The 12,997-nt window shown below is 43.7% G+C and carries 12 protein-coding genes; 10 read left to right on the forward strand and 2 right to left on the reverse strand.

All coding sequences use genetic code 11. The annotated features are described in order from the left end of the window. Nucleotides 1-233: 233 nt before the first annotated feature. Together CWO08_RS14975 and CWO08_RS14980 are read left to right on the forward strand one after the other, a co-directional pair. Entirely contained in the window at nt 234-1,100 is an 867-nt protein-coding gene (locus CWO08_RS14975) for a fructosamine kinase family protein (protein ID WP_048611040.1), read from the forward strand. 111 nt (nt 1,101-1,211) lie between these two features. Beyond that, nucleotides 1,212-1,415 carry a CPXCG motif-containing cysteine-rich protein gene (locus CWO08_RS14980; RefSeq protein WP_004733789.1) on the forward strand — a complete coding sequence of 68 codons (204 nt, stop codon included), beginning with the start codon at nt 1,212-1,214 and terminating at the stop codon, nt 1,413-1,415. Nucleotides 1,416-1,584: 169 nt separating this feature from the next. Here CWO08_RS14980 and CWO08_RS14985 read toward each other — a convergent pair whose 3' ends face one another. Then, nucleotides 1,585-2,193 (reverse strand): riboflavin synthase subunit alpha, encoded by a 609-nt coding sequence (locus CWO08_RS14985; RefSeq protein ID WP_102431951.1) that lies wholly within the window; start codon nt 2,191-2,193, stop codon nt 1,585-1,587. A gap of 161 nt (nt 2,194-2,354) precedes the next feature. Between CWO08_RS14985 and CWO08_RS14990 the strand changes: the two genes are divergently transcribed. After that, nucleotides 2,355-3,725 (forward strand): MATE family efflux transporter, encoded by a 1,371-nt coding sequence (locus CWO08_RS14990; RefSeq protein ID WP_061017956.1) that lies wholly within the window; start codon nt 2,355-2,357, stop codon nt 3,723-3,725. A gap of 101 nt (nt 3,726-3,826) precedes the next feature. Here CWO08_RS14990 and CWO08_RS14995 read toward each other — a convergent pair whose 3' ends face one another. Next, nucleotides 3,827-4,669, reverse strand: a complete 843-nt coding sequence (locus tag CWO08_RS14995; protein WP_048658712.1) for a DNA ligase — start codon at nt 4,667-4,669, stop codon at nt 3,827-3,829. Nucleotides 4,670-4,980: 311 nt separating this feature from the next. On the opposite strand from CWO08_RS14995, the gene CWO08_RS15000 reads away from it, so the two are divergent. The 7 genes from CWO08_RS15000 (at nt 4,981) to CWO08_RS15030 (ending at nt 12,800) form a co-directional block, all read left to right on the forward strand. Beyond that, nucleotides 4,981-5,310, forward strand: coding sequence for an STAS domain-containing protein (locus CWO08_RS15000; protein ID WP_004733793.1), 330 nt, complete (start codon nt 4,981-4,983; stop codon nt 5,308-5,310). 62 nt (nt 5,311-5,372) lie between these two features. After that, a complete protein-coding gene (locus tag CWO08_RS15005) occupies nt 5,373-6,209 on the forward strand; it encodes an OmpA family protein (protein ID WP_107899215.1) in 837 nt (278 codons plus the stop codon). Next, nucleotides 6,206-8,305: an SLBB domain-containing protein gene (locus CWO08_RS15010; RefSeq protein ID WP_102431953.1), complete on the forward strand. Its 2,100-nt coding sequence runs from the start codon at nt 6,206-6,208 to the stop codon at nt 8,303-8,305. The genes CWO08_RS15005 and CWO08_RS15010 overlap by 4 nt, the downstream gene beginning before the upstream one ends. After that, entirely contained in the window at nt 8,305-8,994 is a 690-nt protein-coding gene (locus CWO08_RS15015; RefSeq protein WP_108020703.1) for a tyrosine-protein kinase family protein, read from the forward strand. The genes CWO08_RS15010 and CWO08_RS15015 overlap by 1 nt, the downstream gene beginning before the upstream one ends. A gap of 544 nt (nt 8,995-9,538) precedes the next feature. Next, nucleotides 9,539-10,531: an ABC transporter substrate-binding protein gene (locus CWO08_RS15020; RefSeq protein WP_019823101.1), complete on the forward strand. Its 993-nt coding sequence runs from the start codon at nt 9,539-9,541 to the stop codon at nt 10,529-10,531. A 144-nt stretch (nt 10,532-10,675) separates the two neighbouring features. Next, entirely contained in the window at nt 10,676-11,575 is a 900-nt protein-coding gene (locus CWO08_RS15025) for a proline/glycine betaine ABC transporter permease (RefSeq protein WP_108020704.1), read from the forward strand. Further along, nucleotides 11,568-12,800 carry a glycine betaine/L-proline ABC transporter ATP-binding protein gene (locus CWO08_RS15030; protein WP_102431956.1) on the forward strand — a complete coding sequence of 411 codons (1,233 nt, stop codon included), beginning with the start codon at nt 11,568-11,570 and terminating at the stop codon, nt 12,798-12,800. Before CWO08_RS15025 ends, CWO08_RS15030 begins: the two co-directional genes overlap by 8 nt. Nucleotides 12,801-12,997 lie beyond the last annotated feature (197 nt).

Below are 12,997 nucleotides of genomic sequence, written 5' to 3' on the forward strand. Positions count from 1 at the left end.
CACTTCCAAACTGTTTCACCACGTCAGGGTTTCAATTTATGTTTGTATTTCAACGAGCTTGTATCAGCTCGAGTTCACAATTCGGCCAATTGATTCTGCATAAGGTGAAGAAGAGCTAAGAACATTGACGAGTGCGTCTATAAATTGCTCAGATTTATCCTAAACTATTGCTATTAAACAAACAGTATTTCTAACCTTCAATCTTTTTAACTTTCAGTCTTTGAGGATTTCCTATGTGGCAGGCCATTTCTCAACAACTTTCAGATACTCTTCTATTTAACTTTCAGATTACTGAGCGTACCAAGGTTTCTGGTGGCGACATTAACGATTGCTATATGATCAGCGATGGTAATGAACGTTACTTTGTGAAAGTGAATCAGCGAGAATTTTTACCTAAGTTTGAAATTGAAGCTGAGAACTTACGCTTGTTGAGAGAAACCTCCACCGTTTACGTACCTGAATTAGTGCTTATTGGCAAAACCAAGGAGTGCTCGTTCATTATTCTCAATTACTTGCCAACCAAGCCGCTCGAGACGGGCAACAATAGCTTCGATTTCGGCGTTCAGCTTGCGCAGCTTCATCAATGGGGTGAGCAAAAAGAGTTTGGTTGCGACCAAGACAACTATATCGGCAGCACACTTCAACCTAACCCTTGGCATAAGAAATGGGGTCGTTTTTTCTCTGAGCAGCGTATTGGTTTCCAGTTACAACTGCTAAAAGAAAAAGGCATCGAATTCGGTGATATTGATGACATCGTTGATGTGGTGAATATGCGTCTTGCTGGCCACAACCCTCGCCCGTCTTTGCTTCATGGTGATCTTTGGAATGGCAACGTTGCAAACTCAGCCTTTGGACCAATCTGTTACGACCCGGCTTGTTATTGGGGCGATCATGAATGTGACTTAGCTTTAACGGAATTGTTTGAAGGGTTTCCAAAAGAGTTTTATGACGGTTACCAGAGCGTAAATCCACTAGACGTTGGCTATACTGATCGCAAAGACATTTATAACTTGTACCATCTTCTCAACCACTGCAATCAATTTGGCGGCGAGTATTTAGCTCAAACTGAGGCATGCATTCAGAAGATACAGGCCGTTTAATACCAATCGCAGCTAGCTAAGTCGTTCTATAAAGCTACTACGAACTATACAAGCTATTGCGATCTATAAAGCTACTAGGATTGGGACGAGTTACAGTGAGGAGAATTTGCTATGCATAAATACACAGAAAAACATGTCTCCTGCCCCCACTGTGGGCATGCAATCAGCATAACGCTAGATGCTTCAAATGGAAGCCAAGATTTTTATGACGATTGCCCAGCGTGTTGCAATGCTATTCATCTCGACATGCAAGTAGACGAAGTAAGAGACAGAATCAACCTCTCGATTGATGCAGACGACGAACAAGTCTTCTAACACACTTACTCTCTTGTCGAGTTAGATCTACTCTCGATTTCTAGGCTAACCTAGAAAAACACAAATACACAAAAATAGAAAAAGAGCACTAAATGTGCTCTTTTTTAATGTCTTCGACTTTTACTTAGTCATCGATTTTTGGGCAAGTGCTATTGATAAACCGCTACTACTATTTTTGGTTTGCTAGTACGCGTTCAACAGTATCAACAATTGCTTGTGTTTGAGGATCAAACTCAATGTTTACTTGGTCGCCTACTTCACGGCCGCCAAACAGAGTACGATTCAGCGTTTCTGGGATTAGATGGACAGAGAAACGGCTCTCTTCTACTTCACCAATGGTCAATGAACAACCATCAACGCCAATGTAACCCTTGCTTAACACATACTTCATTGATTCTTGCGGCAGCTCGAACCAAAGCGTGCGGTTGTTTTCTGTCTTAATCACATCAACGAGATTAGCCATCAGAGTAATGTGGCCAGACATGCTATGCCCGCCAATTTCGTCACCAAACTTTGCTGCACGCTCAACATTCACTTTGTCACCAACATTCAACTGGCCTAAGTTCGTCAATCGCAATGTTGCTTGCATTAAATCAAAGGCAATCTGATTGCCTGAAATTTCCGTTACCGTTAAGCAACAACCGTTATGAGCTACTGAAGCACCAATTGCTAATCCCTCAACCATTTCGTCAGTTAGCTCGATGGTATGAGTTTGAAACAACTCTTTTTTGTTGATAGCAACCAGTGTTGCCATGCCTTGAACGATACCTGTAAACATAAGATTCCTATTTAGCGTTCTAGTAACAGTTTTTCATAGCAGTTATTGTGACATTTCTTTATGATTCGTCCAGTGGAAGCTTAAGATCATTGTCTCTGATTCCTTCAGAATGTCCTTTCCTACACTATTATTCTAATTTTTCCTCTTATTTGGAGTTGTTTGTGCATCGTTACAAAGAAGAATCCTCGAATCTAATCAAACTTGCGACCCCAGTATTAATCGCATCCGTTGCACAAACTGGAATGGGTTTTGTTGATACCGTAATGGCCGGTGGCGTAAGTGCTATAGATATGGCGGCGGTTTCAATTGCAGCAAGTATCTGGCTACCATCAATATTATTTGGTGTTGGTTTATTGATGGCGTTGGTTCCTGTCGTTGCACAACTGAATGGTTCTGGTCGACAAGTAAAAATACCATTTGAGATTCAACAAGGTGCGTTTTTAGCGCTCGTCATCTCCCTTCCTATCATTGGCGTGCTGTTCCAGACGCAATTGATATTGGAGTGGATGGACATTGAACAACTCATGGCAGAAAAGACCATCGGCTATATGAATGCGGTGATGTTTGCTGTCCCTGCATTTTTGTTGTTCCAAACATTGAGAAGCTTTACTGATGGTATGTCTTTAACTAAGCCTGCAATGGTGATTGGTTTTATTGGCTTGCTATTGAACATCCCGCTTAACTGGATGTTCGTATACGGAAAGCTTGGTGCTCCTGCGCTGGGTGGTGTTGGGTGTGGCGTTGCAACGGCTATCGTATATTGGGTGATGTTTGCACTGCTGTTTGCTTACGTTTTAACATCAAAACGTTTAGCGAAAATCAACATCTTCGGTACGTTCCATAAGCCTCAGCTCAAAGCGCAAATTCGCCTGTTTAGACTTGGTTTCCCTGTCGCTGCCGCTATCTTCTTCGAGGTAACCTTGTTCGCAGTGGTTTCTCTGTTGGTTGCTCCGCTCGGCTCATTGATAGTTGCCGCGCACCAAGTCGCGATCAACTTCTCTTCGCTAGTCTTCATGATTCCAATGAGTATCGGTGCGGCTGTGAGTATTCGTGTTGGCCATAAGTTGGGTGAAAACAACACCGAAGGAGCAAAAATCGCGACACACGTAGGTATCATTGTTGGTTTAGTCACAGCCTTAATGACGGCGGCATTAACTGTATTGTTCAGAGAGCAAGTGTCTTTACTCTACACAGAGAACACCGCGGTAATTACCGTTGCAATGCAATTGCTTTTGTTCGCTGCGGTTTATCAGTGCACCGACGCAATCCAAGTTATCGCAGCAGGTGCTCTACGTGGCTACAAAGACATGCGCTCGATCTTCAACATTACCTTCGTGGCTTACTGGTTGCTTGGTCTTCCTATCGGCTACATTTTAGGAATGAAAGATTGGATTGTTGAACCTATGGGTGCACACGGTTTCTGGATTGGTTTCATTGTCGGTCTAACATCGGCCGCGATTATGCTGGGTATGCGCCTACACTGGATGCACAAGCAGGACGACGACGTTCAGTTAGAGTTCAGTTCTCGCTAGATTCGCACTCACTAAATCGGTCTATCTGATTTCGAATACAAAAAAGAGCTCTGATTTTCAGGGCTCTTTTTCGTTTACTGGTCAGGGAGATCCTATGTGTTTTAGTAGTCACTCTTTTCTCGAACAAAGCGCGCAAATTTAGGTTTTCCGTTTTGAGTAAAACCGTTGTAGCGAAAGGTAATACGGCTGCCGATCTCTGGCGGTGCGAGTCTCATTTGGTCACTGAATCCGCTGCCTATATAAAATTCCACCCCCTCTTCTGTGTGGACCAAAATCGAACCCATCATCCCTTTATACTTACCTGTCCCGCCCTTGTAGCCAATAACTGTCGCTTCGGCATCATGATGCCTTTTAAGCTTTAACAGGTCATTACTTCTGCCTGCTTGATAACGACTGGTGATTTTTCTAAGCATCAAACCTTCACCATTACTCTCATCGACATTATCGAGTTGATGGAACAGTGCTTCCTCATTATGAATCGGTACATGTTCGATGTAGCTGACATGAGGTTCACCAATCACGCTTACCCAATGCAAAATGTTGTAATAACGCTTTTGATAATCCCCTGCAGCGCCTGGCATATCAAACAACATAAAATCGATTTGCCGCCATGCCGCATCGCTCGGCGTATGGTCGAGAACGGTAGATTGAACTAGATGGAAATTGCCTCTTCCTGCCCACAACTCCCCTTCGAGATGGACCTTCGGCAATTTTTCAGTAAACCACTTGGGTGAGTAAATACGATTTCCATTGCGAGTATAAAGATATTGGCCATCCCACAAAGCCCGAATCCCATCAAGTTTTTCACTCTTCCAGTATTCAGAAACATCGATGCCTTGCTGGTAAGAGTTGGCAAGTACCAGATGGTCGGGTGGTAAATAGGATGAATGAGATGAAAGTGAACATGCCCATAGAGTGGCTATAGCCAGTTTGGTTAATCTCATCATCTGCTCCGTATTAATAACTGTAGTGGTCAACAAATGCCTTTAATCCTAAGCGCTCTAACACGTAGTTAGACAATCTTTGCTAGAAGATGCGATCAACTCTCCAACCTTATTTAATATTCATTTTCATTCATCATATTAATGACTTGTAGATCTCAAATGTCCCACCGTTTTTAGTTCTCATATTGAGAAACGTCTTTTCTCAATATGAGATGGAAATGACACCTAAACATAAGTTATTGAAAAATATAAATATAAAAGTTGGCACATTCAGTGCAATTGTTCATACATACTTAAAAGGAGATATCGCTATGGAACTACGTAAGATTGATTTGAATACAACGACACTAACGCTTTCTATCTTCGGTGATTTGGATGCAGCAGGCAGTCGTGACGCACAAACAGACATTGATGATGTCATTTCTAATGACGGTCACCCTGAGATAGAAGTTGATTTTAGCCAAGTTGAGTTCTTAGATTCATCAGGTGTTGGTGCGATTGTTTATATGTTCAAACGCCTGACCGAGCGCGAACGCAACATGCGACTTGAAAATGTGACTGGTCAGCCTCTTGAAATTATGAACCTGCTACGAATTGGCCACGCTATCCCAGTAAATTCAAAAAATCCTACAAATTCATGAAGATCCACTAAGCTAGAAGTAACAAAACATAATAATAAAAAGTAAAAACATAGGACGTTGGCATGAAAATACTGAAAAACTACATAGCCCTTTCTCTGTCCGCTCTGGTTCTGGGTGGCTGCACCAGCTACCCAGAGCAAGGCACAGGGGGGTTAGCTGAAAGTTATGATTCCATCAACTATCAAAACTCAGATTTCTCTCCTGTTATGCCCGACGAGCCTCTTGGTCCAGAACATGGATTACGTTTTGATTGGCAGTTAGCTAAATTACATCTCGATGCTTTGATTCAAGAAGGTGCTCGTTGGTGTTTCCCTGCAGCTGTTGTCCAAGCGATTGAAAAACAAAATCGCATTGCACGTGAGCTTCAAGGCGGTCTACTTCTGGATGCAGCCAACGACCTGGTGATCCAAAGAAAACGCTTAAATGAACTTGAAGTCCAACTAGACTATGTAACCTCACAAGCCCACTGTGAGCCACCAAAAAATGAAAACCAATTTAGAATGCAATTGTCTGTTATCGAACAGTTATATGACCTGCTTAATGTTGATAATCAATTCGCGGAAGATTCGACCGAAGTCAATCCGAAGTACATGGGAAGACTTGCGGAAGCAACCAGCCTACTCAAAGAACACAAATCTCTAGACCTTGTTGTTACAGGCCATGCTGATGCGACAGGTACCGAAGAATATAACGATAAGTTAGCGCTTGGACGAGCGAAACAAGTCGAACGCTACCTGACTATTTTTGGTTTAGGCGCTCAACGAATCAAAGCCGTCTCTGTTGGTGAGACCGTCCCTCTTTTTGAAGGTGAATCCGACGGCACACGTTTAACTAACCGCCGAGTGAGCATCGAAGTCATCTCGCCTAAAAACGCGGAGAAAATGGGAGGTGGACTATGAAATTATTGATCGCTTTTACCGTCTCCCTATTGTTGTGCTTTGCGAATATCGTCAATGCTAGCGACGAGTTTTCAGACGCGGTTCAAGTCGGTGACCTAATCCAAGTTAACGTACCCGGCGAAAGCACCTTAAACATAGGGTTCCAAGTAGACAAACGTGGCCGTATAACCCTTCCTGAAGTTGGTGCGGTGTTTGTCGCAGGTTATGACAGTGAACAGCTCAACAAAGTCGTTCTAGAGTCGCTGGCAACTGCTTATAAAGATCTTTCGAACGCATCGGTGTACGTCAAAGAGCAGCAAATCATCATCTACGTGCAAGGTTATGTAGAACAGCCTGGCGAATACACACTTGCATTGGGTTCTAGTATCCAAATGGCACTTTACGCTGCAGGTGGTCTACGTTCAGGGGCACAACTCGATAAACTTATTCTTAAGCGAGGTGCTGACAAGGTAGAATTCAACTACAAACGTTTCCTAGATTCGGGGGATGAATCAACGCTCCCCGCTTTGCAATCATTGGATTCACTGTTTGTACCTGCTTCCCCATTAGTGGGCAACATTGAGCAAGAGTTTGACGCTGCAAAGCTTGCTAACTCAGGTGACAGTGCTGATTCTCGTAATTCAATCAAAGTGTTTGGTGAAGTTAACGCACCAGGCTCTTTCACTTACAAAGAGAACACTGACCTTGTCGACGTGCTAATGCGCTCAGGCGGTGTAACACGCTATGCCAGTGTCGAGCAAATCCGAGTCATCTCAAATAACACCCCAACGCTATTCAACCTAAAACGTTACTTAGATTCTGGTGACGAAAGTCTGCTTCCAATTTTACGACCTGGCGCGACCATTTTCGTTCCCAAGCAAGAAGAAGAGATCAAATCTGGCGCGAACATGGTTTACGTGATGGGTGAAGTCGCTGCCCCTGGTGCTTTTGAAGGTAAAAGAGGTGCCACCTTTATGGATATCCTAGCTAATGCGGGCGGCCCGACTCGTTTCGCTGAGTCACGACAAATCCGTGTACTAAAAGCCGACGGCAGAGTAGTTAAATTCGATTTAGCGGCATACACAGAAGGTTTACCTAATTCTAACCCTCCTAGCATCAAAGCTGGAGACGCGATTTTCGTTCCAGAGAAAACAGACATGAACGAGAAATCATGGCTAAAGATCTCGCCGGATAGAGCTGTAAATGTAATTGGTGAAGTTGTTCGACCAGGACGTATTGAGTGGTCAGACGAAATGGATTTCATGGGCCTACTTGCTCATGTTGGAGGGCCAACACTGCGCGCCGACACCACAAAAATAGAAGTGGTTACAGGTAGAAAGCTTGTGGTTTTCGACTTAGACGAATTTATTAAATCTGGAGCTCCACGTGACCAACTGCCCTTCATCCGTGCAGGCTCAATTGTGCGCGTACACGACTTACCTCAAGACCCTTCAGACAACAAATCTCAATGGGTACGTCAAAGCTCAGATGCATCAATTTACGTGTTTGGCCAAGTTCGTTCACCAGGCCGTTACCGATTTACAAAAGACATGCACTTTCTAGATATATTGTCAGCGTCAGATGGACCAACGAAAGACGCCGACATTCACAATATTCGCGTAACCCACAGAGATAAGACTTACTCTAAAGTGAGCAAATTGAACTTATCTCTCTATTTCGAAACGGGGGATGAATCCATCCTACCAAACGTAACTGCCGGCGATACTATTTATATCCCAGAAAAAGATAAGAATTGGTTAGACACACCAAAAGAAAAAACGGTTCGCGTGCTTGGCGCAATTAATAACCCGGGTCGTTACGTGTTTAACGACAACATGACCATCTTAGATATCTTGGCAGAAGCTGCAGGCCCTACTGACAATGCTTATGTGGAGAAGATTACTATTGTGAACATGTCTTGTTGCCAAGGCCAAGCACGTACCTTTGACCTTGTTGAGTTCAGCAAAACAGCGAACATCTATAGCCTACCTGTGTTACGTGCAGGTGATACGATTTACATCCCAGACCGTCGTGAAAGCTTTATTGAGAAAGCCCGTGTTGGCTTAGATGACATCCTACGAATTACCACCACCATCGTGTTAATAGGAGCGTTATAATGACTATTTCAGCAACGCATGCCGAAGTTGAACAACTGTACTTAGCTTCTGAACTTAACGGCCAGAAATCAATATGCGTGACCGCTTGTCATTCGGGTGACGGGGTAACGTCTATTGCAACCGCATTAGCCGAGCGCTTTCTTCTTGCTGGCCACTCTACGCTTTATGTCGATCTCAACTTGTTCAACCCTGCTTTCAAAGATTTGAATATGCTAGAAGACAGTCAGCAAGGTCAATTAATAGAACATGTTGAATCTCATCGTACGTTTATCGGCGTCCCTGCTCCACAAGTCGCTTCAACGCAATTGGCTTATAAAGATCCGACAACGCTACAAAAAGTAGTCAACAAATGGTTAGAGAAATACGACAGAGTCATCATTGATACTTCACCGCTTCTCAACATAAACAAAGGTAACATTCCGGCGCAGTCAGTTGCGAGCGCTTGTGACAGCACACTTATGGTTGTCGCATACGGTGAAACATCGAGTCACCACCTAGAACAAGCGAAAAAGCTGCTTGATGCGCAAACTATCAACCTAATGGGTAGTGTGATGAACATGAAACAAAGGCCTAGTTTTGCTCAAGAGCTGGTAAGACAAGTCAATCGAATGAAATTCATCCCTACTAAGCTTCGCGATAGTTTGGCAAACAAACTGTATCAAAATGAATTTTTGAACCTGCCAATATAACTTCCGCGTGTAATTTTATGGCTGTCATTTACCCCCTGACAGCCACCTATCCTATTAGGCCTCAAGCCAACCCTGTTAAAACCAAATTAGTTATTTTTGGCGAATTTATTGTTAAAAATACGATTTTTAAAACCATTCAACGCATTTCACACACGTCAATCATGGTCTTACCACCTTTAAATCCCTTCAAAAATCAACAGCCCCACACCTAACTTTAGCGGTAATGTGACACAGACAGTTAAAGCGTCATGTAAATCGAATCAAAGATGGAATTCGTACGATTATTCCCTAAGATTATAAATAGAGGTGGTTTTTGACGAATTTGTAATAGTTTGACAAAGTTATCCGATGGCTGTTGAAACACAGTGGATGAATTGGCAAATCACACTTCACTGACTTTGCACGTTTATCTATTCAAACTTCACCCATCCCTCCTTCTGCTCAAATGGTTCAAATACACGGAAAGGATCACCATCGAGCAATTTAGATAATCAATTTACCTTGGTTACCTTAGTTGTATTATTAAAGAGAAAGGAAACTCAATATGAAATACAAGTTAAGCTCCGTATTTTTGTTAGTAGCAGCAGCCAGTGGTAATGCTAACGCTGGAGAATGTGGCAGCGTAACAATCGCAGATATGAACTGGAACTCTGCAACACTGATCGCCAATATCGACCAATTCATCCTAGAACACGGTTATGGGTGTGATGCTGAACTTATCCCTGGCGACACGATGCCAACAGGCACATCTATGATCGAAAAAGGCCAGCCTGATGTTGCCCCTGAACTTTGGAGCAACAGCTTAAAAGACGCATTGGATAAAGGTGTTGAAGAAAAACGCCTTCGCTACGCAGGTAAAGCACTTGTGAACGGCGGCGAAGAAGGCTTTTGGGTTCCAGCTTACCTAGTTAAACAATACCCTGAAATGGCAACCATCGAAGGCGTACGCAAGAACGCTAGCTTATTCAAACACCCTGAAGACCCAGATACATCTGCATTCTACAGCTGCCCTGCAGGCTGGAACTGTCAGATCAGCGCCGGAAATTTGTTTAATGCTCTTGAGCTAGAAAACAGTGGTTTCACGATTGTTGATCCAGGCTCGAGTGCCGGCTTATCTGGCTCTATCGCAAAAGCTTATGAACGTGAAGAAGCATGGTTTGGTTACTACTGGGCACCAACCGCTGTTCTAGGTAAATACGACATGGTTAAAGTCGACTTTGGCAGTGGCGTAAATGAGGAAGAGTTCCTTAACTGTACCACCAAAGAAGATTGTGAATCGCCAAAAGCGACCATGTACCCGCCTTCACCCGTCCACACGATTACCACTGAAAGTTTTGCTTCACGAGCACCTGAAGCGTACGACTACTTTACTAAACGTGGTTTCACCAACGACAAAATGAACTCGCTACTTGCTTGGATGGAAGACAACCAAGCTGATGGTGAAGAAGCGAGTTTGCATTTCTTGAGTGAATTCCCAGAAGTATGGCACCCATGGGTTTCTCAAGAAGTGGCTAAGAAAGTTGAAGCTGAACTGTAAGAGCTTGGATCAACGAGTAATTACGCTTCAACAATAAAACAGAAATAACGTCGCTATACTTGATGTTATTCATGATTCGGAGCCCTTTTCATTGCCGATTTTTCTAACGCATGAACAAGTGGCTCCGAACTATAAGGATATAAAATGGCTGACAGCAATTGGTTATCAAGCTTTCCAGAGATGGAACGCTCTGATTTACGAACCATAAAAAAGACGCTAGATGGCGCATACCGTGAATTTTCCCGTGAATACGGCGAAATGATTGAATCTCTCTTTGACCCTCTTCTTTCATTCCTTGTTTGGTTTGAAAAACTCCTTATCTCAACACCTTGGATTATAGTCCTCGCCGTGTGTACCAGCCTTGTCTACGCAGCAAGCCGTTCTTGGAAACTGGCGTTAGGTTGTGTTGTTTCTCTAATTCTCATTGGTTACTTTGGAATGTGGGAAGACACCATGCGGACGCTCAGTATCATTACTGTGTGTACCTTAGTTTCGATATTCTTAGGCATTCCGATTGGCATTGCGATGGCTCGTTCAAATCGAGCGCAATCTATCGTTACGCCGATGCTCGATATCATGCAAACCATGCCGGCATTCGTTTATTTGATTCCAGTGGTAATGCTACTTGGTATAGGTAAGATTCCAGGGCTAATCGCCGTGGTTATCTATGCGATTCCACCTGTGATTCGTTTAACCAACCTAGGCATACGCCTAGTCGACAAAGAAGTCCTTGAAGCCGCTACCGCTTTTGGTGCGAGCAAAAAGCAGCGCTTGTGGGGTGTTCAACTTCCTCTAGCAATGCCAACGATTATGGCGGGTATCAACCAAACCATCATGATGGCACTGTCTATGGTTGTTATCGCATCCATGATTGGTGTTAAAGGTCTAGGACAGCCGGTTCTTAAATCGATTACCAACCAGTACTTCACATTAGGCCTGATGAATGGTTTCGCCATCGTTGCCCTCGCAATCCTTTTTGACCGCGCTTCTCAGGCGTACGCAAGAAGAACTAATGCGCATTTAGGAGGATTCAAGCATGACTAAACCATTGATTGAGATTAGTGGCCTATACAAAGTGTTTGGACCAAAACCAATGTCTGTTATGAACCGAGTTCAAAACGGCGAACATAAGGATCAGATTCTCGCGGACACGGGTCATACCGTTGGTTTAAAAGAGATCAACCTTGAGATTAACCGTGGCGAAATCTTCGTTATCATGGGTCTTTCTGGCTCGGGTAAATCGACGCTGATTCGCCACTTCAACCGTTTGATTGACCCGACTCAAGGCAAAATCATGGTTGAAGGCATTGATGTGATGAGCCTCAACACTAAAGAGTTAGAAGAGTTCCGTCGTCATAAAATGTCGATGGTATTCCAACGCTTCGGCTTAATGCCTCATCGCACTGTGGTTGAAAACGTTGCGTATGGGTTGGAAGTACAAGGCATCAAAAAAGAAGACCGTTTAACGAAAGCCAACGAGTGGTTAGAGACTGTAGGTTTGAAAGGCTACGGTAATCAGTACCCTGCCCAACTGTCTGGTGGTCAGCAACAACGTGTTGGCCTTTCTCGCGCTTTGTGTACCAACGCCGAAATCTTGTTAATGGATGAGGCCTTCTCGGCACTCGACCCTTTGATCCGAAGTGAAATGCAAGATCAGCTTATCGAGCTGCAAGAGAAACTTCATAAGACCATTGTTTTCATCACTCACGATTTGGATGAAGCACTCCGTCTCGGCGATCGAATCGCAATTTTGAAAGACGGCGAGTTAGTACAACAAGGCACACCACATGAGATTCTTCTGAACCCTGCCGATGACTACGTAGAAGCTTTTGTTAAAGACGTAAACCGTGCTCGTGCATTGACCGTTGAAACCGTTATGCAGCCCCCTCTCTACCGAATCACATCGGAAACAATAGAAGGTGCTCTCGCGCAAATGAAGATGCTTAAGAACGATTACGCTTATCACGTTACGGATGATGGCTATCAAGGCTTGGTCACTCAAGAGAGCCTACAAGATGCCGTTGAAGATGCATCGGTGCATGATTTCAGCGAAGAGATATACGAAGAAGTCCCTGCTATCTTGCCTGATGCCGTGATTGAAGAAGTGCTACCAGACACCATGTCTTGTGACTACTCACTTCCGGTTGTTGATGAAGAAGGTAATCTGAAAGGTGAACTGGAGAGAAGCGCTGTTGCCGACATCTTCTCTGAAAGTAGCGAGGAAGAAGTAGAAGTCGACCCAAAGCCAAGGATTGATAAGGCTTCGTAGTTCTACTGTTCGTTATTTAGAGTACGGCTGTTTAAATTAGTCAAAATTGCTTAACACCTCCTAAGACCACTGTTGTTATTTAACTGCGGTGGTCTTTTTTATTTGTATCGACCTCGTTTTCGCCCACACTCTACCCGCACGTTACGTTTTATAGTCACCTAAGTTTATATTTCATAAGAGAAAACAAATTAAATCAG

The sequence above is a fragment of the Vibrio sp. 10N.286.48.B8 genome (assembly GCF_003050085.1).
GTDB classification, from domain to species: Bacteria; Pseudomonadota; Gammaproteobacteria; order Enterobacterales; family Vibrionaceae; genus Vibrio; species Vibrio crassostreae.